General features: G+C 51.6%; 16 protein-coding genes. 5 read left to right on the plus strand and 11 right to left on the minus strand.

What is annotated here, in order from left to right:
• Window positions 1-95: 95 nt before the first annotated feature.
• The 7 genes from sslE to glcD all read right to left on the minus strand — a co-directional run bounded on the left by sslE (window position 96) and on the right by glcD (window position 13,573).
• Entirely contained in the window at window positions 96-4,655 is a 4,560-nt protein-coding gene (sslE, locus tag A1WG_RS16375) for a lipoprotein metalloprotease SslE (RefSeq protein ID WP_001517086.1), read from the minus strand.
• Window positions 4,656-5,148: 493 nt separating this feature from the next.
• The gene (glcA, locus tag A1WG_RS16370; RefSeq protein WP_000259271.1) at window positions 5,149-6,831 is read right to left on the minus strand and encodes a glycolate permease GlcA; all 1,683 of its coding nucleotides are present in this window, start codon (window positions 6,829-6,831) and stop codon (window positions 5,149-5,151) included.
• Between the two features lie 354 nt (window positions 6,832-7,185).
• On the minus strand, window positions 7,186-9,357 hold the full coding sequence (gene glcB / locus A1WG_RS16365) for a malate synthase G (protein ID WP_001517087.1): 2,172 nt from the start codon (window positions 9,355-9,357) through the stop codon (window positions 7,186-7,188).
• Between the two features lie 21 nt (window positions 9,358-9,378).
• A complete protein-coding gene (locus A1WG_RS16360; RefSeq protein ID WP_000853256.1) occupies window positions 9,379-9,783 on the minus strand; it encodes a GlcG family protein in 405 nt (134 codons plus the stop codon).
• Between the two features lie 4 nt (window positions 9,784-9,787).
• Window positions 9,788-11,011 (minus strand): glycolate oxidase subunit GlcF, encoded by a 1,224-nt coding sequence (gene glcF, locus A1WG_RS16355; protein WP_016242546.1) that lies wholly within the window; start codon window positions 11,009-11,011, stop codon window positions 9,788-9,790.
• Between the two features lie 10 nt (window positions 11,012-11,021).
• Window positions 11,022-12,074, minus strand: coding sequence for a glycolate oxidase subunit GlcE (gene glcE / locus A1WG_RS16350; protein ID WP_000943105.1), 1,053 nt, complete (start codon window positions 12,072-12,074; stop codon window positions 11,022-11,024).
• The gene (glcD, locus tag A1WG_RS16345; RefSeq protein ID WP_001517089.1) at window positions 12,074-13,573 is read right to left on the minus strand and encodes a glycolate oxidase subunit GlcD; all 1,500 of its coding nucleotides are present in this window, start codon (window positions 13,571-13,573) and stop codon (window positions 12,074-12,076) included. The genes glcE and glcD overlap by 1 nt, the downstream gene beginning before the upstream one ends.
• A gap of 250 nt (window positions 13,574-13,823) precedes the next feature.
• Here glcD and glcC point away from each other — a divergent pair, with 250 nt between their 5' ends.
• A complete protein-coding gene (glcC, locus tag A1WG_RS16340; RefSeq protein ID WP_001517090.1) occupies window positions 13,824-14,588 on the plus strand; it encodes a transcriptional regulator GlcC in 765 nt (254 codons plus the stop codon).
• Window positions 14,589-14,594: 6 nt separating this feature from the next.
• Here the strand turns inward: glcC and yghO are convergent, their stop codons facing one another.
• Complete coding sequence (gene yghO, locus A1WG_RS16335; protein ID WP_001517091.1) at window positions 14,595-15,737, minus strand: protein YghO; 1,143 nt, start codon at window positions 15,735-15,737, stop codon at window positions 14,595-14,597.
• 371 nt (window positions 15,738-16,108) lie between these two features.
• Between yghO and A1WG_RS16330 the strand changes: the two genes are divergently transcribed.
• The 4 genes from A1WG_RS16330 to spt are packed head-to-tail and all read left to right on the plus strand — an operon-like array spanning window position 16,109 to window position 20,193.
• Complete coding sequence (locus tag A1WG_RS16330) at window positions 16,109-17,830, plus strand: fatty acyl-AMP ligase (RefSeq protein WP_001517092.1); 1,722 nt, start codon at window positions 16,109-16,111, stop codon at window positions 17,828-17,830.
• The gene (locus tag A1WG_RS16325) at window positions 17,827-18,741 is read left to right on the plus strand and encodes an NAD-dependent epimerase/dehydratase family protein (RefSeq protein WP_001077188.1); all 915 of its coding nucleotides are present in this window, start codon (window positions 17,827-17,829) and stop codon (window positions 18,739-18,741) included. The genes A1WG_RS16330 and A1WG_RS16325 overlap by 4 nt, the downstream gene beginning before the upstream one ends.
• Window positions 18,742-18,772: 31 nt before the next feature.
• A complete protein-coding gene (locus A1WG_RS16320) occupies window positions 18,773-19,021 on the plus strand; it encodes an acyl carrier protein (protein ID WP_000248105.1) in 249 nt (82 codons plus the stop codon).
• The gene (gene spt, locus A1WG_RS16315) at window positions 19,021-20,193 is read left to right on the plus strand and encodes a serine palmitoyltransferase (protein ID WP_000524948.1); all 1,173 of its coding nucleotides are present in this window, start codon (window positions 19,021-19,023) and stop codon (window positions 20,191-20,193) included. Before A1WG_RS16320 ends, spt begins: the two co-directional genes overlap by 1 nt.
• Before the next feature lie 34 nt (window positions 20,194-20,227).
• Here the strand turns inward: spt and lptG are convergent, their stop codons facing one another.
• From lptG to A1WG_RS16300, 3 genes are read right to left on the minus strand one after another with little or no spacing between them, the layout of a single operon-like run.
• Window positions 20,228-21,307 carry an LPS export ABC transporter permease LptG gene (gene lptG / locus A1WG_RS16310; RefSeq protein WP_001517093.1) on the minus strand — a complete coding sequence of 360 codons (1,080 nt, stop codon included), beginning with the start codon at window positions 21,305-21,307 and terminating at the stop codon, window positions 20,228-20,230.
• Window positions 21,304-22,374, minus strand: coding sequence for an LPS export ABC transporter permease LptF (gene lptF / locus A1WG_RS16305; RefSeq protein ID WP_000779618.1), 1,071 nt, complete (start codon window positions 22,372-22,374; stop codon window positions 21,304-21,306). Before lptF ends, lptG begins: the two co-directional genes overlap by 4 nt.
• Window positions 22,375-22,404: 30 nt before the next feature.
• Window positions 22,405-22,962 (minus strand): YtfJ family protein, encoded by a 558-nt coding sequence (locus tag A1WG_RS16300; RefSeq protein WP_000952663.1) that lies wholly within the window; start codon window positions 22,960-22,962, stop codon window positions 22,405-22,407.
• Between the last annotated feature and the right edge of the window lie 3 nt (window positions 22,963-22,965).

A 22,965-nucleotide genomic window follows, 5' to 3' on the forward strand; every position in this document is an offset into this window, starting at 1 on the left:
AGGCCCGATAAGCTGGCGCATCGGGCATATATGTTGACCCGGTGCGCCTTATTTCATGCCGGATGCGGCGTGAACGCCTTATCCGGCCTACAGGCTTATTCGGCTGGCATCGAATACTCGGTAACCTTATTAATGGTTTCCGGCCCTTTTTCCGGTTTCGACAGGTGCATCGCCGCGAGCGTGTTGTAAGCCGACTGGCTCACTCCGCCTTCGAAGCTCATCTCACTTGCCCCCGGAAGCTGGTAAGCATTTGCGCCCGGATTCCATTTCTTAAAGAATTCCGAAAGATCCGCCTGAGCAACCCAGGATGCACACAGCATCAGCGTGTCAGCAGCGTTACCGTTTGACTCAGCACAGTAATTTCTGCCGCCAAACTTATCATTGCTGACATCATCGCCGCGCGCTTTACGGTGCATCAACTGGAACAGGTTCCAGCCCTTCATCCCTTTACGATCGCTGTAGAACTTAGGCAGGTCACCATCTGGATACCACTGTCTGATATCAAAGTTTTCCTCTGCCCACTCCTTCAACTGTGCGTACATCAGCAGACGGTCACCCGCACCGCCGCGCGCCCAGGCCTGACCGTTGCTCTCGTCCAGATATTCCGGCGCGACGGTAATGTCGTCAGCGACACGGTTCATCTTACCGAGATAGCGATCCTGCATGTACAGCGCCAGCACGTTGTTCGCCACTTCAGTTGCACCCGGTACGTTCAGCGGTGTTTCTGCAGCGTTATGACCGACTTCGTGCCAGATCAACCAGTCGTTCAGCGGCGTCGTCGGCAGCGTGGTGCTGTTCGTCGAGAAGCTGCTGTTCATTACCGGATAACCCGAGTGCGCATCACCGATGGAGATCTGCACATCGTTGGCGAAACGATGCTTGTGACCTGTCAATGCTTTATAGGTAAACATCCGGTGGTTACCACTTTCGCCATCACGACCGTAGAAGTCATTCATCGAGCTGGCAAAGGTATCCAGTTCCTCTGCGAATTGTTTCAGGTCACCCTTGTAATTGCTGGCGTTCAGGTTGTTCTTCGGTGCGGTGTAGACGAAAGAATCTGACTCCAACTCGCCCAACGGCGCAGGAGATTTCAGATCGTTTTTCCATGCGCCGTCTTTATAGAACGGTGCTTTTACCACACCGGTAAAGGTGAAGCTGGCAGATTCATTGGTAGAGCTATTGCCCTTGATATAAATCAGACCGCCGTAAGGAACCTTGAACGTCACCTTACCATTAGCCTCCAGAGTATATGTTTTGGTGACTCTTGGCGGACGGTTCAGAGCAACTTCATGCTTTTCACGTCCGGTCAGGTCATCGGCCAGCGCCACGGTTACGGTCACTGGGACTTTCGCATTGGACTTAATGCTAACTTCCTGCTGAGCTGGTGCCCACAGGCCGGTTGATTGCATGTTCCCCGCAAACCATTTGGTCGGATTCGAGTACAGGCTGATGGTTTCAGTAACCTCCTCTCCACCTACAGATACCGCTCCCGGATACTTCTCAACATCAACTTTAATGTTCAGATCCCACCAGGAACGGCCCAGCATCAGGCGCGTCAGCGGTTTTTCCATATAGTTGAGCGGATAGCTCGGGTTCATCATGCCTGCTTTGCTGCTACCGTCACCGTAGATCATGTTGTTATCAACCAGCGATTTCTTCAGTTCCGCGGAGCACTCGGTGCCGCCCTCGTAAGCATCGTTGGCGTAGCAGTTCAGGAACTCAGTGAACGTTTTAAAACCCAGCTCGTCATTTTTGCCTTCTTCATAACGATAAGCCGTGTCGTTCCACAGCCAGACCGACATGTTCTGGTACAGACGTTCCAGATCGACGCTGTTCAGACGTTCGCCTTTACTGCCTTTAGTACGGAAATAAAGCTCATGTTGATACAGGCGCTGAATGTTGGTGCCTAAATCCGCAGCCTGCACCATCGCTTTCGCAGTGTCGGCGTCAAGATTCAGTTGCGTATACTGCGGAACATACATTGTCCCCGTCACAGGAACACCCGTACCAGGACGATATTCCAGGCAGTTGACCTCATAGTGATAGTCAGGATCCTTACACTCTTCCAGCCTAGGGAACGCATCCAGAATTCTCTTCTTCGCCGCAGCCAGCAACTCAGGCGTTTTGTAGTCGGCTTCATCAATAAACGCGTATTGAGTTACTTGTTCACCATCAACCTCTTCTTGCCAACTGGCAACTTCCAGCTTCGGTTTCTTATCAGGTTTGTTATCAATCTGATATTTCCAGGTAACTTCGCCTGTCTCAGAATTAATGGTGTACGGCAGCGCACCTTCCACAACCGGATAACGTTCATAAACCCAAATGCCATTCGCTCGGCGCTGGCGTACGCGATCCGGATAACCCTGCGGATCGTTGTTCACCACCGATTTGTTCAGAGCCATTGACAGACCCGCGGCATCCAGCAGACGCACAAAGCCAGACGCGCTCTCTTCCTTAAGATTGCTCATCACGTTTTCCATGATCAGCACTGAGCCGCCTTTGTTCAGATAGGCGATCAGATCGGTCACATCCTGCTGAGTCAGCTTCGGTTTGCTGGTATCTGCACGCAGAGGCACTGCATAGGGATCGCCAGACCACTGAGTCACATATTCAAAACCGTTGAGGATCAGCAACGGAACTTCTTCCGGATTCAGATCGCCATAGCTGGTCAAATGTTTAACAGAAATACCTGCAAAATCCGGATGGAAGCCAAATGGAGCACTGTTCCCAGTGACCTGGCCATGACGTTTGAAATAAACGTTTTCCAGGTTCGTACCCACGGTCATTGTGCTCTTGGTATTCGGCTGCCAGATGTCGTTTGACAGGTAGCGCAGTACGTTCTGCATGAAGTGCTTCATATCATCTGAATCACCGCTGAGCGTACACTCACCTTTATCATTGACACCACCGGCCCAACTGTAACCATTAGGGCAACGCAAAATGCTGTTGTAGTGCGGGTTACCGATAACCATCAGCTTGCCATCACCGACTTGCCCCAGCGAAATAAACGGCAGGTTGAAGGTCGCGGTATCGCGCGTCACGTTTTCCGGCACAACAAGAGAAGGCGCTTCAGTAATGTACGCCAGCTCGTTTTTATCCCAGGCGCGTTTTTCACCAAAGGCCAGCCAGTAGTTTTTATCATTACGCGCCATCAGAATCGGGAAGGCCGCGTTGGAGATATTCACCACCGCCTGACCGCGCGCATTACCGGTGCTGCCATAGAAGTTGGTGGAGTCATGGAATACATGGAACTTGCTGACAGATTGGTAGTTCGTATCCACACCCCACAGTTTGTTGATAACGCCCTGAATCTGACCGTCATTAACATTGCGTGTCGTCAGCGAGAACCAGCGAGCCTCGTTACAACCGGCGGTTTTCGTACAAATCGCGGTATCGATCTCTTTGGCCTGTCCCGTCTTAAACTGCTCGATAAATTCGTTTGGCAGCACAACGGTTTGATCGCCTTCATCCAGCGTCGCGCCATTGGATAACGAGAGATTGATAATCTCGTTAATCACGTTGGGATATTCAGCAAAGACCTTGCGTACATCGTCCGGAACAACACGGGTATTATTTTGCCCGGTCGTCGAATAGCGATGAATCAGTTGATCGACATTCGCGCCGCGAACTTCATCACCCAGTTCAGTCAGCGCAATGGTCGACTTGTTGCCGCGTACTGAGCCAAGTTCAAAGGTATCGATACCAAAGGAGATGGTTTCGCCCCAGCTAAAGGAAAATTCACCATTTTCCCCTGTCACACCACGGCCTGAATTGGTGTAGTAGTCAACACCAGCAACACCATATCCCTGGCTATCCACCAGGCGGCCTTCGGAGAGAATAATTTCAGTAGGTTGATACTGATAAAACTGTTCCGCATTAGCTGACACAAATTTGGCGTTCAGATCCGGCGTTGTTCCCTCTGTCGTGACGGGCACGACCGGTGAGGTATGGGTGGATGGCGCTTTATCGGTCGCGACATTGTTTTCCACTTCCTCATTTACCAGCTTTTTGAATTCTTCCGGTGCCAGATCGATTTGCTTATACAGTTTTTCAAAGCGTGCGCGATCGACCACTGACGAGAAGGTCAGACAAAGTTGTTCTGCATCCGCCGGGCAACTGTCGCTGGAAGTTAACAGAGAGATAGCGTTGGTTTTCTCATTTTCAGAATCCGCCAGCTCCTGCGCGTCCTCGAGGCTAAACGACACTTTGTCAACCGCACGCAGGCTACGCGCAGCTTCTGACTGGGTGTTGAAAGTTGCAATGGTCGTACTACCAACCACACAACTCACGGTGTTGCCAGGTGTAAAAGTAAAGCCATCGCTGGATTCACCATTACAGGTAGCACCAGTTACCCGCTGGCTTCCGCCCAGGGTCAGATAACCCGTTTTCGTGGGAACAGGTTCTGGCTCTGGTTCTGGTGTCGGCTCAGGATCAGGGGTTGGATCCGGCGTAGGTTCTGGGTCCGGCGTCGGCTCAGGCGTCGGCTCCGGGTTTGGTGTTGGATCAGGTTTCACTTCCGGCAAAGACCCTGTTCCAGAATCTACAGGCGGAGTATCGGAGGACGAGCCTGAACCACCGCCATCACAACCGGCTAACAGGGTTGCGCTTAAAATAGCCGCTAAAAGCGATTTCTTATATTTAAATTTCTTATTCATTAATAACGCAAGTGACAAAACAAAGTTAAAAAATTCGTAACTGTGGAAATAGTTTTATGTTTTACCTTCTCTAAAAATAACCTCCATTCTTAAGAAATCTGCATTATTGATAACGAAATAGATAAAATTTATAGGAATATCCCCTATACGATGTCAGAGGGGTGATTTATAAAAATTTTTAACAAACAAAAAAGTAACAATTATTCACAATATTACTATCTCAAGTCATTGATAGTTTTAACGATTGCGATTGCAAAAGCAACAGATAGCACGCTACTTGCTCATCAAGCGAACACAATTAATACAGCTTGTTTTGCGTGGTAAAAAAACACAGATTTTCACGCCATTAATTATTTACCGGGTTATCTAATCATCAAACATTATTGATCTAATGATAATAAATAGAGAAATAATCTTGCTATTGTTTAGCCGGAATAACGAAACAGATATGAAAAAAGCCGGATGATATTTACAGCCATCCGGCTCTATTGAATTACGAAACCAACATTCCGGTAAACACATATGCCTGCAGCAGCGTGATAATGCCAATAACGCTGGCAAAGATCAGACTGTGCTTCACGGTGTAACGGAACAATTCAGATTCTCTGCCCACCATGCCCGTCGCGGCGCAGGCCACGGCGATAGATTGCGGGGAGATCATCTTGCCGGTCACGCCGCCGCTGGTATTTGCTGCCACCAGCAGAGTGTCCGAGACGTTGATTTGCTGCGCGGTGGTTGATTGCAGTGAACCAAACAGGGCGTTCGAGGATGTGTCAGAGCCGGTAAGAAATACCCCCAGCCAACCAAGGAACGGCGAGAAGAACGGGAACATCACGCCAGTACCCGCCAGTACCAGCGCCAGCGTAGTGGACATGCCGGAATAGTTGGTCACGAAGGCAAATGCCAGCACCATGCCAATCGACAATATCGGCCACTTCAGGCTAATTAGCGTTTCTGCGAAAACGCCAATACCTTTCTTGATCCCGACACCAAGAATGAAGATAGAGATAATTGCCGCGATAAAAATCGCAGTTCCGCCAGCGGAGAGTGGATCAAATTTAAACACCGCATCCATTGGCGTCGGTTGGGCGACAATGGGTGCCGCTTTCAGTACCTGTTGATGCAAATGGGGGATCTGGAAGTTAATCACCAGCGAATAAAACGCGCCGCCCGGAGCGAATAACGCTTTAAACGGCTTCATGGTCCAGATGGTGACCAGCACCGTTAAGATTAAAAACGGTGACCACGCACGAATGATTTGCCCAAGGCTGTATTCTGACGGTACTGGGCCGCCAGAAGACGGTTTATTCACCACCATCGCACCTGCGGATTGCCCCATGCTGATTGCCGTTTCGGTATTTTTCGGCCGCCAGACTTTGAGGAATAAAGAGAGTGAGACGATACTCACCAGCGCCGAAGTAATATCCGGCAGTTCCGGGCCAATGTAGTTAGAGGTAAAGAACTGGGTAACTGCGAAGCTACCACCCGCCACCAGCGCCGCTGGCCATGTCTCTTTCACCCCTTTCCAGCCGTCCATCATCGCCACCAGCCAGAACGGCACCAGTACCGACAGGAACGGCAACTGACGTCCCGCCATTGCGCCAATGTCGAACGGATCGATGCCAGTCACCTGACCGGCAACCAGAATAGGCACGCCCAACGCACCAAACGCCACCGGCGCGGTGTTGGCAATCAGACACAGCCCCGCCGCGTATAACGGTTTAAAGCCCAGCCCCACCAGCAGCGCGCCAGTAATAGCCACCGGCGCGCCAAAGCCCGCAGCTCCTTCTAACAGTGCGCCAAAAGAGAAGCCAATCAGCAACACCTGCAAACGTTGATCGTCGGTGATGGAGATAACCGAGCTGCGGATAATATCAAACTGGCCGCTGGCAACGGTTAATTTATAGAGAAATACCGCCGCGACAATAATCCAGGCGATTGGCCATAAACCATAAATAAAACCATATCCCGCAGCAGCAAATGCCATATCAATCGGCATTTTAAAGGCGAATATCGCAATCAATATCGATAATATAAGGGTTATTGCTCCGGCGACATGCCCTTTCAGACGTAATATCGCAAGCGCAACGAAGAAGAATATTATCGGGATCAGGGCAACCAGAGCGGATAGCCCCAGCCCTCCCATCGGCATATACATTTGGGTCCAGGTAACCATATTGTTCAGTCTCTTATTATCTTTATATGCTTGATATGCTTAAGGTTGCAATAAGCAAAAGAGGACTGAACTGTAAAATATAGGCGTTATACTTTACAGCAACAGCACGCCGCTCACGCAATTGCTACCTCAGGCATAACAAGTATATCGGGTAAGGGGTTCTGTTCCGCACCCGCAGGCGCAGAGTATCGTTAAGATGTCCATATTGTTGTTTTAACCCGCTAATGATGCGCTACGGGTATTTAATTTTATTAAACCCTGATAATCGCTCCGGTTATTTCCGGGATAAATGAACTACCGCAGTAACTATAATAGCCCCAGCGGTAAAACTTGCCGGGGCTTTTGCTATTGCTATTAATGACTTTCTTTTTCGCGTAAACGCCAGGCATGTAATAACGGTTCGGTATAACCGTTTGGCTGTTTCACACCGAGGAAGATTAAATCGCTGGCGGCTTTAAACGCACACGAGTTAGCAAAATTCCCCACCATCGGACGATACGCCGGATCGCCAGCGTTTTGCTGATCAACCACTTTCGCCATATTCTCCAGCGACGCCTGCACCTGTTCTTTGGTCAGAATGCCGTGACGTAACCAGTTGGCGATATGTTGGCTGGAGATGCGCAGCGTTGCACGGTCTTCCATCAGCGCCACGTTGTGGATATCCGGCACTTTTGAACAACCAATCCCCTGCTCTACCCAACGCACCACATAACCCAGAATCCCCTGCACGTTGTTATCCAGCTCTTGTTGGATCTCTTGTGCCGACCAGTTTGCGTTTTCAGCAACCGGAATGGTCAGCAGATCGTCCAGCAGAGGCTCAAATTCTGCATTGAACTCTGTGTTGGCAATGTTGGCTTGCACGCTCTGTACGTTGGTTTGGTGATAGTGCAACGCATGCAACGTGGCTGCGGTCGGTGACGGAACCCAGGCCGTGTTCGCCCCGGCACGTAACTGATCGCCCTTTTGGCTGTACATGTCTGCCATCAGATCTGGCATTGCCCACATCCCTTTACCGATTTGCGCTTTACCGCGCAGCCCACAAAACAGGCCGGAAAGCACGTTATTGCGCTCGTAGGCTTTGATCCACGGTGTCGATTTCATCTGGTTTTTACGCAACATCGGGCCCGCTTCCATCACCGAATGCATCTCATCACCAGTACGGTCGAGGAAGCCGGTGTTGATGAACGCCACGCGGTTGCGTGCCTGGGCGATACAACTACGCAAGTTCAGCGAGGTCCGGCGTTCTTCATCCATAATGCCCATTTTCAGGGTATTTGGTTCCATACCAAGCATGGTCTCAACGCGGGTAAACAGTTTGTTGGCAAACGCCACTTCCTGCGGACCGTGCATTTTCGGTTTCACAATATAGACGCTGCCAGTACGCGAGTTTTTCTGCACTTTTAAGTCGTAGAGGGCAATCGCACCTGTCATGACGCCATCAAGAATACCTTCCGGAATTTCATTGCCTTCGCTGTCCCAAATTACGGGGATAGTCATCAAATGCCCCACGTTGCGGATAAACAGCAGCGAGCGCCCGTGCAAAGAAATTTCAGAACCATCGGCGGCGGTGTACTGACGATCGTCATTCAGTTTACGCACGATTTGCCGACCGTTTTTCTCCATTTTCTCTTGCAGAGTGCCCTGCATCAGCCCCAACAGATTGCGGTACAGCAGGATTTTATCTTCAGCATCAACCGCAGCGACCGAGTCTTCACAATCGAGAATGGTACTGATGGCGGCTTCGACGATAACGTCGTTGATATGCGCCGGATCGTCTTTGCCAATCCGTCCGTTGGCATCGATTTGCAGTTCGATATGCAGACCGTTATTTTTCAGCAAAATGCAGGTCGGTGCAGCAGCATCACCACGGTAGCCGACAAACTGCGCCGGGGTACGTAACGTGGTTTCTGAGCCATTTTTCAACAGAATACGTAATTGTTTGTCGACCACCTTAAACGCCGCCACATCCTGATAGCTGCCGTTTTCCAGCGGTAGTGATTCATCGAGGAAGCGGCGAACCCAGGCGATAACCTGCGCACCACGCTGCGGATCGTAGCCGCTGACCATCGCCCCTTCCTGCGGGATGATGTCGCTGCCGTATAGCGCATCGTACAGTGAACCCCAGCGAGCGTTCGCCGCATTCAACGCGTAGCGGGCGTTCATTGCCGGAACCACCAGTTGCGGCCCCGCCTGGCTGGTGATTTCGCTGTCGATGCCGGTGGTTTCCACCGTCACATGGCCCGGCTGCGGCACCAGGTAGCCCAGTTCACGCAGGAAAGATTTATAGGCTGCTTTATCTTTTACCGGCCCCGGATTGCTGCGATGCCATTCGTCGAGCGCCGCCTGAATGCGATCGCGCTCTGCCAGTAACTGACGATTCTCTGGCGACAGATCGTGAACAATATCATCAAAATTGTGCCAGAACGCCGCAGAGTCCAGCCCTGCTCCGGGTAAAACTTCTTCATCAACAAAACGTTTAAAGTTGGCGTCAATGCGTAAACGGCCCTGGGTTATGGTTTCACTCATTGTTAATCTCCTCGTTTTCGCTTATTTCGCCAATACCGCTGCTGCCGCTTTCGCGACCTGCGCATCCTGTGCCCCGGTTAAACCAGACACACCCACAGCGCCAATAATCTGCCCATCAACAACAACCGGTACGCCGCCTTCCAGCGACGTCAGTAACGGTGCCGTCACAAACGCCGTACGTCCGTTGTTCACCATCTCTTCATAGCCCTTAGTTTCGCGGCGCCCCAGCGCGGCGGTACGCGCTTTCTCCTGGGAGATGTAGGCCGCAATCGGCGCGCAATCATCCATACGACTTAACGCCAGCAGATGACCGCCGTCATCGGCAACAGCAATGGAAACGGACCAGTTATTTTTCTGCGCCTCTTCCTGACCTGCGGCAATAATTGCACTCGCCATTTGCTGGCTAAGAATGACTTTAGTTTTCATTTTGTTATTCCTTTTCAAGGGCTTGTTCTACAATTTCAATCCAGTGACGCACAGAGGTACGACCGGCGCTCGCCAGATGCGTCTGGCAACCAATGTTGGCGGTAACGATCATTTCCGGTTTGCCGCTTTCCAGCGCATTCATTTTGTTATCCCGCAACTGGCGCGCCAGATCGGGATGCGTTAACGCATAAGTTCCCGCCGAACCGCAGCACAGATGGCTGTCGGGAACGTCGGTTAAGGTAAATCCCAGCCGCAGTAACACTTTTTCTACTTCGCCATTCAGTTTTTGCGCATGTTGCAGGGTACACGGACAGTGGAAGGCCAGTTTTTTATCGCCGCGAATCGCCAGCTTTTCCAGCGGCTCCTCACGCAAAAGCTCGACTAAATCAACCGCCAGTTCGCTGACCTGACGCGCTTTATCGGCATACAACGCATCGTTTTTCAGCATCTGCCCATACTCTTTAACGAATGCCCCACAGCCGCTGGCGGTTTGCAAAATTGCCTCGGCGCCTGCTTCAATCGCCGGCCACCAGGCATCAATATTATTTCGCGCGCGCTCTAACCCTTTCTCTTGCGCATTAAGATGATAGTCCACCGCGCCACAACAGCCTGCTTCGTTAGCTGGCATGACGCTGATCCCCAGACGATCCAGCACCCGCGCGGTTGCCGCGTTGGTGTTGGGCGAAAGCGTAGGCTGGACGCAACCTTCCAGCATTAAAACCCGACGCTTATGACGCAACGGCGGACGCGGTTTGGCTTTCACGATCCCGGCGGGGAGTTTTGCTCTAATCTGCTCTGGCAAAAACGGTCGTAGCACCAGGCCTACTTGCGTCAGCGCACGGAAGACCGCCGGACGCGGCACTACCTGACGCAGCCCTTCGCGTAGCATTCGATCCGGCAGTGGACGTTTCACTTTTTGCTCGACGATATCACGCCCGATATCCAACAGAGTGTGATAGCGCACACCAGAAGGACAGGTGGTTTCACAGTTGCGGCACGTGAGACAGCGATCGAGATGCTCCTGCGTTTTAAGTGTAACTTCGTTACCTTCCAGCACCTGTTTAATCAGATAGATGCGCCCACGCGGCCCGTCCAGTTCATCACCCAGGAGCTGATAGGTCGGGCAGGTTGCGGTACAAAATCCGCAGTGCACACAGGCGCGCAGAATGCTGTCAGCTTCCAGCGCCCGCGTATTCTGGCGCATCTCTTCGGTTAACCGGGTTTGCATAGTCTGCTCCTTAAAGTTCCGCGTACATGCGACCGGGGTTAAACACACCGCAAGGGTCGAGCTGCTGTTTAAGCTGCTGGTGATAGCGGAATAAAGGGGCAGGCAATGGAGCAAAACTGCCATCACCTGGACTAAAGCGAGTTGCGTGACCACCAGCGTTGCGGGCGATACGGTGGATTTGATTGTCATCGGCTGTCGATTTCAGCCAGCGTAACGCGCCCCCCCAGTCGATCAGTTGCTCGCCGGGTAAATCCATCATCGGTGCATCGGTGGGTAATGAAATGCGCCACAAAGTCCCTGGTAACGAGAAGAATGGCAGTTGTTGTTCACGCAATTGCTGCCAGAACTGACCCGCAACCTCTTCGCCCCCCAGCAGTTCACGCGCCGCTTTTACCGAGCCTTCACCGCCTTCAAGGCGGAGCCACAAGCCGTTGTCGAAGTAACATAAACCGCTAATGGGTAATGGCTGGAGTTGCCACTGGGCGATTTCGTTCATGGCTTCTTGCAGGCTGATTTCCCGACGCAGGCTGATAGTGGCGCGCGGTCGAGGCAACACTTTCATTGAGATTTCAGTAAGTACGCCAAGACAGCCATAGCTTCCGGCCATTAGCCGTGAGAGATCGTATCCGGCAACGTTTTTCATCACTTCGCCACCAAAACGCAGATGTTTTCCACTGCCGGTAATAATGCGCGTACCGAGGACAAAATCGCGTACCGAACCGCTCCACGGTCGACGCGGCCCCGCCAGACCACAAGCGACCATGCCGCCCCAGGTGGCTTCTTCACCATAATACGGTGGCTCGCAGGGCAGCATTTGCCCCGCACTTTCCAGCGCCGCTTCAATCGCCATCAGCGGCGTTCCGGCACGAGCGGTGATCACCAACTCGGTCGGGTCGTAATTCACAATGCCGCGATGACAACGCACATCCAGCGTTTGCCCGGTGACAGGGCGACCTAAAAAGGCTTTGCTATTGCTTCCCTGAATCACCAGCGGCGTTTTATTACTAATCGCCTGATTCACCTGTTCCAGCAGCGCCTGGCTGTAATCACACTCACGTAGCATCAGAAACGCTCCAGTTCAGGGAAAGGTAAATGACCGTGGTGCACGTGCATGGCACCAAATTCAGCGCAGCGGTGTAGCGTGGGAATGTTTTTTCCAGGGTTCAGCAAACCATCGGGGTCAAATGCCGCCTTGACCGCATGGAAGGTCGTGATTTCATCGCTGTTGAACTGGGCGCACATTTGATTGATTTTTTCGCGCCCAATGCCATGCTCCCCACTGATGCTGCCGCCCACTTCCACGCAGAGTTCGAGGATCTTCCCACCCAGCGCTTCCGCGCGGGCAAATTCGCCGGGTTCATTGGCATCGAAAAGGATTAACGGGTGCATGTTACCGTCTCCGGCATGAAAGACGTTGGCGACGCGTAAATCATATTGCTGCGATAAACGAGCAATGCCTTCCAGTACGCCAGGCAGCGCGCGGCGTGGGATGGTGCCGTCCATGCAGTAGTAATCGGGAGAGATGCGCCCCACCGCCGGAAAGGCGTTTTTACGACCGGCCCAGAAACGCACACGCTCCGCTTCGTCCTGCGCCAGACGGACGTCAGTCGCGCCCGCTTTCCGTAAGATGTCGTTAACCCGTTCACAATCTTCCTGTACGTCAGACTCCACGCCGTCCAGCTCGCACAATAAAATCGCTTCGGCATCAACGGGATAACCGGCATGAATAAAATCTTCTGCCGCGCGAATCGACAGGTTATCCATCATCTCCAGCCCACCAGGGATAATGCCATTGGCGATGATGTCACCGACGGCGAGTCCGGCTTTTTCTACCGAATCAAAGCTGGCTAACAGAACCCGTGCCACGGGGGGCTTCGGCAGCAGTTTTACCGTCACTTCGGTGGTCACGCCGAGCATACCTTCTGATCCAGTAAACAGCGCCAGCAGGTCAAAACCCGGCGAATCCAGCGCGTCCGATCCCAGTGTCAGCGTCTCTCCGTCCAGCGTTTGCACTTCAATTTTCAGCAGGTTATGTACGGTAAGCCCATATTTCAGACAGTGAACGCCACCGGCATTTTCCGCCACATTGCCGCCAATGGAACAGGCGATTTGTGAAGAAGGGTCCGGCGCGTAATAGAGATTATGCGGCGCTACGGCCTGGGAGATAGCCAGATTACGCACGCCCGGTTGCACGCGCGCACGGCGACCGACGGGGTTTATATCGAGGATCTCTTTAAAGCGCGCCATCACTAACAACACGCCTTTTTCCAGCGGCAACGCGCCGCCAGAAAGCCCGGTGCCCGCGCCACGAGTCACCACCGGCACACGCAGACGGTGGCAGACAGCCAGAATCGCCGCCACCTGTTCTATCTGCTTAGGCAGAACAACCAGTAATGGACGCGTGCGATACGCGCTCAACCCGTCACACTCGTAAGGAGTGCTCTCCTCATCGGTATGCAGGATCTCGAGTCCGGGGACATGCTCACGCAGTGCCATCAGTACCGATGTTTGGTCGACATCGGGTAAAGCGCCATCAAGACGCTCTTCGTACAAGATGCTCATGAGTAGGGTTCGCTTTGTTGTGTTGTGTGGTAGCTGATTTTTGCGTGCTGCTTCTGTGAACAGTTATTAAGCGGGCTTTTTGTTTTCGTCTATCTCTTTAGTTACCGGTCAGACCATTTTTTTTCCAGCTCTGTGACCACGCATAGGTTAATTCAATGTTAAATTGATGTAACATAATCACTTGCATGATGTGCGTGTTTCGCGAATTAAGAACAGAAAAATTGGTCCTACCTGTGCACGAGGTCCGGGAATGAAAGATGAACGTCGCCCTATTTGCGAAGTGGTTGCAGAGAGTATCGAACGGTTAATTATCGACGGTGTGTTGAAGGTCGGGCAGCCGCTTCCCTCGGAACGTCGACTGTGCGAAAAGCTCGGCTTCTCGCGTTCCGCACTGCGTGAAGGGCTGACGGTGCTGCGCGGGCGCGGGATTATTGAAACGGCGCAGGGGCGCGATTCTCGGGTCGCGCGACTTAATCGGGTACAGGACACCAGTCCGCTGATCCATCTGTTCAGCACGCAGCCGCGAACACTGTATGATCTGCTCGACGTCCGGGCATTACTGGAAGGCGAATCAGCAAGGTTGGCGGCAACGCTGGGAACCCAGGCTGATTTTGTATTGATAACTCGCTGTTATGAAAAAATGCTCGCCGCCAGTGAGAACAACAAAGAGATTTCACTGATCGAACATGCGCAGTTGGATCACGCTTTCCATCTCGCTATTTGTCAGGCTTCCCACAATCAGGTGCTGGTTTTCACTCTGCAATCATTGACCGATCTGATGTTTAATTCGGTGTTTGCCAGCGTGAATAATCTCTACCATCGCCCCCAGCAAAAAAAGCAGATCGATCGCCAACATGCGCGGATCTATAACGCGGTTTTGCAACGACTGCCGCATGTGGCCCAGCGCGCGGCCCGCGATCATGTGATGACCGTGAAAAAGAATCTCCACAATATCGAACTGGAAGGCCACCACTTGATTCGCTCGGCGGTGCCGCTGGAGATGAGCCAGAGTTAGCGGGCGTTAAATCTGCTTTTCATACACACGGTAACGCTTATATGGCTGTGCGCCAATACGTTCCAGCATGTTATTCATGCCCGTATTGGTTTCGAGGATCCATGACATCTCCAGCGCGTCGATCTTCCTGCGGGTAAAGGGATCGCGTAATGCTTCAATCAGCAACAGCGCGATTACCGGTCCGATACGACTAAACTGATATTCGTCGCGCACACCCATTAGCGGCACTCGCGCAGTGCGCATACCACTGACTTTTAAGCGCCACAGCAATTTTGCCCAGCCGAGGGGAAATAGCGATCCATTCAGATCAGCAATCGCCTCGTTGATGTTCGGTAAGCCGACAACAAACGCGCAGGGTGCAGAGTCTATCTCAGCAATGTAGATCATATCGTCCGGCACCAGGTATTTAAGCTGATCGCCCATGATGGCAAATTCGCGTTCGGTAAACGGCACAAAGCCCCAGTTGTGCTGCCAGCCAGAGTTGAAAATCTCACGCAGGATCTGCATCTCTTCAGCAAACCGCTGGCGATTGATGCAGCGAATGGTCACCTTTTTGCGTACCTGATCCATCAGTTTTTTTAGCGCCGGAGAGAAAGTGAGATCGGTTCGCTGCATCCACCACGCCAGTAAATCAATGCCTTTCTGATAGCCCAATTGCTCGAGATGCGCGGCATACCACGGTTTGCCGTGCGGCATCATCGCGCAGGGCGGCGTATCAAACCCTTCAATCAGTAACCCACTCTCCTGATTGATATTCAGGCTGAAGGGGCCAGTGATGTTGCGTGCCCCTTGTGACTTCAGCCACCCTTCCGCTGCGTCAAATAAGGCCGCAAATACCTGTGGATCATCAATGGCGTCAATCATGCCAAAATGCCCCGTATCTTCGCCGTATCGCTCGCGGTGCAAGGTATCGATTTGCGCCGTAATGCGCCCGACTATCTGCCCCTCTTTTTTTGCCACCCACGCCTGCCAGATAATATGGTCCGTTCCCGGATTCTTTTGTGACAGATGCTCACTGCGTTCAATGCATAAAGGGGGGATCCAGTTTGAATCATTGGAATAAAGTGACGACGGAAAAGCGATAAATGCCTTTAAGTCATTTTTATTTATTACTTTTTCAATTTTAATCATCAGCAGATCGCATTCCATATTTACGTGGATAACAAATAATTAACGGTGAAAAACAGGCTGCAACTGCAACGAACGGCACCTTCATAATCCACCCAATGAATACAAACGAAGATAAAATAATATTTATTAATAATTACGGTAAAACCAGAGCCTGCGTAAGACGGTTAATAATGCCTTTTATAGACTTAATGCGACCAGACAAGGCATTACTTAATACATTCATAAATTAAATATCATTCACAATAAGAAACAAAAAAACAGAACTTATTATTTTAATCAATGTTCAATATCGCACCAATGAAAATACTATCTCATTTATCTTTTATGCATATATAATCCACCGCATTATTGTCATTTTATTTTTGATATCCAATTTTCTTGTGGTGTATATGTCCAATAAAATCTTTACGCATTCCCTGCCTATGCGCTATGCCGATTTTCCAACGCTGGTTGATGCTTTGGACTATGCCGCTCTGGGTAACGCCGGAATGAATTTTTATGACAGGCGTAGCCAGCTTGAAGATGAACTGGAATATCACACTTTAAAAGCACGTGCGGAAACAGGAGCCAGGCGACTGTTATCGCTAAACCTGAAAAAAGGCGATCGCGTGGCGCTGATTGCGGAAACCAGTAGCGGGTTTGTCGAAGCGTTTTTTGCCTGCCAGTATGCCGGATTAGTCGCTGTCCCACTGGCGATTCCGATGGGCGTCGGTCAGCGGGATTCATGGAGCACAAAACTGCAAGGGTTGCTGGCAAGCTGCCAGCCTGCGGCGATTATCACTGGTGATGAGTGGTTGCCGCTGGTCAATGCCGCGACGCAGGGCAAACCCGAGTTACATGTTTTGAGCCACGCCTGGTTTAAAACCTTGCCAGAAGCCGATGTTACGCTCCCGTTGCCAGTGCCAGACGATATCGCCTATCTGCAGTACACCTCCGGCAGCACCCGTTTTCCCCGTGGCGTCATCATCACTCATCGCGAAGTGATGGCCAATCTACGTGCCATCAGCCACGATGGCATTAAATTACGCCCAGGCGATCGCTGTGTCTCCTGGCTACCTTTCTACCATGATATGGGGCTGGTCGGTTTTCTTCTGACACCTGTCGCCACGCAGCTTTCAGTGGATTATTTGCGCACCCAGGATTTTGCCATGCGCCCACTGCAATGGCTTAAATTGATCAGCAAAAATCGCGGCACCGTCTCCGTTGCGCCACCATTTGGCTATGAATTGTGCCAGCGCCGCGTGAATGAAAGAGATCTCGCTGAACTGGATCTCTCCTGCTGGCGCGTCGCCGGTATTGGCGCAGAGCCTATCTCCGCCGAACAACTCCATCAATTTGCTGAATGTTTCCGTCCAGTTAACTTTGACGATAAAACGTTTATGCCGTGCTACGGACTGGCAGAGAACGCGCTGGCTGTCAGCTTTTCCGATGAAGCCTCTGGGGTTGTGGTTAACGACGTGGATCGCGACATCCTCGAATATCAGGGGAAAGCCGTTACGCCGGGTGTTGAGACACGTGCCGTATCAACTTTCGTCAACTGCGGTAAAGCGTTGCCGGAACATGGCATTGAAATCCGTAATGACGCGGGGATACCGGTAGCGGAACGTGTGGTGGGCCATATTTGCATCTCTGGCCCCAGCCTGATGAGTGGCTACTTTGGCGACATGGCTTCACAAAACGAGATTGCCGCGACGGGTTGGTTAGATACTGGCGATCTCGGTTATCTGCTGGACGGTTATCTGTATGTCACCGGGCGCATTAAAGATCTGATTATTATTCGTGGCCGCAATATCTGGCCGCAGGATATTGAATATATTGCGGAACAGGAACCGGAAATTCACTCTGGCGATGCCATTGCTTTCGTTACCGCCCAGGAAAATATTATTTTGCAGATCCAGTGCCGGATCAGCGACGAAAAGCGCCGCACGCAGCTTATCCACACGCTGGCGGCGCGGATACAAAGCGAATTTGGCGTAACTGCGGCTATCGACCTGTTACCGCCCCACAGTATTCCCCGCACCTCTTCCGGCAAGCCCGCCCGCGCAGAAGCGAAAAAACGTTATCAGAAGGCCGTTGCCGCTAATCCTCATGTTCAGGGATCTCTCGTATGAATCAAACTGTCGCGGTGACGGGCGCTACCGGGTTTATCGGGAAATATATTATCGATAACCTGCTCGCCCGCGGCTTTCACGTTCGCGCTTTGACGCGTACTACCCGCGCTCACGTTAGCGATAATCTCATCTGGGTGCGCGGTTCGCTGGAAGATACGCATTCGCTTAGCGAACTGGTTGCCAGCGCCAGCGCGGTGGTCCATTGCGCCGGGCAAGTGCGCGGACACAAAGAAGATATCTTTACCCGTTGTAACGTCGACGGCAGCCTGCGCCTGATGCAGGCGGCAAAAGAGAGCGGCTGCTGCCAACGTTTCCTGTTTATCTCTTCACTGGCGGCGCGTCATCCCGAACTCTCCTGGTATGCAAAATCTAAATTCGTAGCCGAACAACGACTGGCAGCAATGGCTGGCGAAATCACGCTGGGCGTTTTTCGTCCAACTGCAGTGTATGGCCCCGGCGATAAAGAGCTAAAACCGCTGTTTGACTGGATGCTGCGCGGACTTCTGCCACGTACTGGCGCACCAGATACGCAGCTCTCTTTTCTGCACGTCACCGATTTCGCCCAGGCTGTGGGTCAGTGGTTAAGCGCCGATTCCGTACAGACGCAAACGTATGAATTATGCGATGGCATCGCCGGAGGTTATGACTGGCGACGTGTCCAACAGCTTGCCGCTGTAGCCCGTTGTGGTTCTGTGCGGATGGTCGGTATTCCTCTGCCGTTACTCACCTGCCTTGCGGATATCAGTACCGCGTTGAGTCGCCTCGCAGGTAAAGAACCCATGCTGACCCGCTCGAAAATCCGTGAATTAACCCATGCCGACTGGTCGGCAAGTAATAAATGTATTTCTGAAGATATTAATTGGTTTCCCGGGGTTAGCCTGGAACACGCATTACGCAACGGGCTATTTTGATTGTCTTGTTTAAAGGTGTGTTAACGTTTCTATGGTAAATCGTGAAATAGTAATGGATTACATCCTTTCCTGTTTACAGGAGTTGGTCGAAAACGGTGTGGAAATTAAGCCCGACAGCGATCTCGTCAACGATCTCGGCCTGGAGTCGATCAAAGTGATGGATCTCTTAATGATGCTGGAAGACAGATTCGATATTTCCATTCCTATTAATATTCTGCTGGATGTCAAAACCCCTGCGCAATTAATGGAAACTCTACTTCCATGGCTGGAGAATAAATAATGGGGCTTTATGATAAATATGCGCGCCTTGCTGGTGAGCGGCTGCAATTTAGTGATAACGGTTTAACGCCGTTTGGCACCTGTATTGATGAAGTGTATTCCGCCACCGAAGGCCGTATCGGCAATAAAAAAGTGATTCTGGCCGGGACCAATAATTATCTCGGATTAACCTTCAATCATGATGCCATTGCGGAAGGTCAGGCGGCGTTAGCGACCCAAGGCACCGGCACCACCGGTTCTCGTATGGCTAATGGCAGTTATGCGCCGCATCTGGCATTAGAGAAAGAAATTGCAGAGTTCTTCAATCGCCCTACCGCTATCGTTTTTTCAACCGGTTATACCGCGAATTTAGGTGTCATCAGCGCACTTGCCGACCATAACGCCGTGGTGTTACTCGATGCCGACAGCCACGCCAGTATTTATGACGCCTGTTCTCTCGGCGGTGCGGAAATTATTCGTTTCCGCCATAACGACGCCAACGATCTGGAGCGTCGCATGGTTCGCCTCGGTGAACGGGCAAAAGAGGCGATTATCATCGTTGAGGGCATCTACAGTATGCTCGGTGATGTGGCACCGCTGGCAGAAATCGTTGATATCAAACGTCGCCTCGGTGGTTATTTGATTGTCGATGAAGCGCATTCATTTGGCGTATTAGGCGCAACGGGCCGCGGACTGGTTGAAGCCGTTGGCGTTGAAGACGATGTGGATATTATCGTCGGCACCTTCAGTAAAAGCCTGGCCTCCATTGGCGGTTTTGCCGTGGGTTCGGAAGCGATGGAAGTGCTGCGCTACGGCAGCCGCCCGTATATTTTTACCGCCTCGCCTTCCCCTTCCTGCATTGCGACCGTGCGCTCGTCGTTAAAAACCATTGCCACACAACCAGAGCTGCGGCAAAAGCTGATGGATAACGCCAACCATCTGTATGACGGGCTACAAAAGTTGGGTTATGAGTTAAGCTCGCATATCAGCCCGGTAGTGCCGGTGATAATCGGTTCGAAAGAGGAAGGGTTACGTATCTGGCGCGAGCTTATCTCGCTGGGCGTTTATGTGAATCTTATCCTGCCGCCTGCCGCACCTGCGGGTATTACGCTGCTGCGCTGTAGCGTTAACGCCGCTCACAGCCGCGAGCAAATCGATACCATCATTCAGGCATTTGCTACCCTGAAGTCGTAATATTGGCCCGCCGTGGTGTTACGCCACGGCTGGATTAATGTTGCCTGTCATACCAATACACCAGAATCAACGCCACTAACACAAACGCTACCGGTAAACCGAGCGCGGTAACGGGCGCGCTCAACGCAAATAGCAATCCCAGATTGACCATGATTTGATAGCTGATCCAGGTAAGCAAGCCAACGATGACGCCTACAGCAAGACGGCTGCCCATCCCCGGCGAGCGCGGAGTGCTAAAGGTAAAGGGCACAGCCAGTAAAATCATCGCCAGAGTTAAGATGGGTTGCCCCAGTTTTTCCCACAGTGCAAGGCGGTATTCGCTGCCCGGTTGTCCGGTTTCCTGCAAATAATGGATGTAATGGTTGAGTTGACGGACAGAAAAAGTATTCCCCGGCATCGATAACTCTTCGAGATTCATACTGGTGAATGCCGATTGCCAGGCAAGATTGGCTAATGCTTCCTGCGTTTCTTTACCGTTAAGCCATTTTTTGTGATTCACGCCGTGCAGGATCCACGTTTTGTCGTTTTCAATGGTGGCACTGCGTGCATAAATGTAGGATTCGAGCGAGAGATCGTCGCGGTAATGAAATATCTCCACGCCCACAGGCTGACCCAGTTCGTTCAGCGATTTCACCGTCACAAATTCATTGCCGCGCCTGGCCCACAGCATATTGCCGGTAATATCATCCTCATCTCCCAACGCTACCGCGGTAGATTTGATTTGCAGTGCCTGTTGCTGCAATGGCGACGCAACCCACTCATCAATCGCGCCTAACGAAACAGTCCACAGTATTCCGGCGACCAGCGCCACCAGTGCAATACGGAAAATAGAAAAACCCGTGCTACGAATGGCGGTAAGTTCGCTGTTTTTCGATAGTTGCCCCAGGCCAACAATCCCACCCAATAACGCGATAAATGGTGCAAGCTCGACCAGTGTGCGCGGTAAGGTCATCAGTACCACCAGCACCGCCTGAGTCCAGCGATAACCACCAGGGCTGACATCATCCAGTTCGTTAATCAGGTTGAAGGTGGTAAAAAGCGGCAACAGTAGCCCGGCCGCGGCAGCAAAACCGAGGAAGATATGGCGGATTAAATAGCGACTGAAAACATTCATCGGGAAAATTTCTGCAGCAAAGAGAAGTCGCGAGCAACCAGCATCAACAGACCTATTAGCATGAGTCCGGGCACTAACCACAAACCAGGAATGAGGGGAATCGCGCCGTTAGCCACCAGGGTGCGGCAGACGTCGCCGCCATAAAAAATGGCAATAAACAGTAATGTCAGTGGCAGTAACGTAGAAAATCGCCCCTGCCGCGGTTTTACCCGGCTTAAAGAAATAGCCAGCAGTGCCATCAACAACGCCGTCAGGCCACGGCTTTGTCGCCATTGCAGCTCAGCATGATCGGCAGGAAAGACAGAGTGTGCCAGTTCCGTGACCGATTTCGCTTTGCGTTTGACGTTAGGGCTTTGATCCAGCGGATTCAGATGTAATTGCAGATTACGGTAAAGCTGTTCGTTGTCGTCACGGCCCTGATGATCGAGAAGATAGGCAGTTCCGTTATGCAACATAACGGTAGGTTTCTCGGGTGATGGGTCGACCACATCGACCGAACGGGCGCGGAAAATACGTGTTCGATTGGCGGTAGAAGTATAAATCAGCGCATCGGTCAGGCGGTTATTATCTTGATCAACCGTCTGAGAGAGGATCATTCGTCCGTTATCGTTAGTGTTAAATTTCTTTGCCCGCAACTGGCGAACATCCAGCTCCGACTGCGACTGTTGCTCCAGTTGATAAATCTGCGCATAAGCCCACGGCCTGCCATACATCGACAACAGAGTGACAAAAATACTTAGCGGTATCGCCAGGTAAAGAACGGCTTTGTACAAACGCGCCGGACTGCCTCCCGCCGCAGAGATAGCGGTAATTTCTGAATCGGTATACATCTGCCCAAGCGTCACGCCAACCGACACATACAGGCCAACCGGTAATAACATCTCCAGTGCAATCAGCACCTTGTAGAAAACGATATCCAGTACAACATCAAGCGCTAAGGTTCCATTTGCCGCTTCGGTCAGATAACGCTGTGCGGAGTAGCTGGCAAAAATAAAGATCAGAAAACCGATGATAATCAGCACCAGACGGCGCGTACCACGCATGATGTAGTGCTCAACCAACTTCATCTCACTAACGCCCTCAATCCTTTGAATTTTTTATTCATTGATCAGCTTATGTGCCAACGCAATAACATGATCTACTTCTTCCGGCACCAGGCTACCGTCCTTTGCCCACTGGATTTGCCCGTATTTATTCAGCACCAGAATGGTTGAACTCTGCTCCGGCAGTTGCCAGGCAAGACGTCCCAGACCATTGGCGTCAATAACAAATTGCGCCCACGGATAGCGGCGTTTATTTTTTTCAATTTTACCTGCCACGAAATAACCGGTGCCAAAGATGGCATCATCGGTGTTCACTATGGTGGTGGGCTGAAAACGATCCTGAGGGAAATTTGCTATTTCTACTGCTTTGATTAGCAATGAGTTCTTTTTCTTTGCCGACTTTCGCCCGGCAATATACTGGATAATACGAACTTTTCCCGCCAGTTGCGTGCTATTCCACTTTTGGTAGTGAATCTCTTCGTTATTAAGCAGCAACTCACCGCCTTCCTGGATATAAACAGGGGGAACCGGTTTTCCTGTGACGAAATTGTGTGCCTGCGCACCAGGTAATAAGAGCATGATAATCAGTGCGACAATCAAACGAGATAACATCAT

Origin of the sequence: Escherichia sp. KTE96, from assembly GCF_000408525.1 — a bacterium.
Lineage (GTDB): Bacteria > Pseudomonadota > Gammaproteobacteria > Enterobacterales > Enterobacteriaceae > Escherichia > Escherichia marmotae.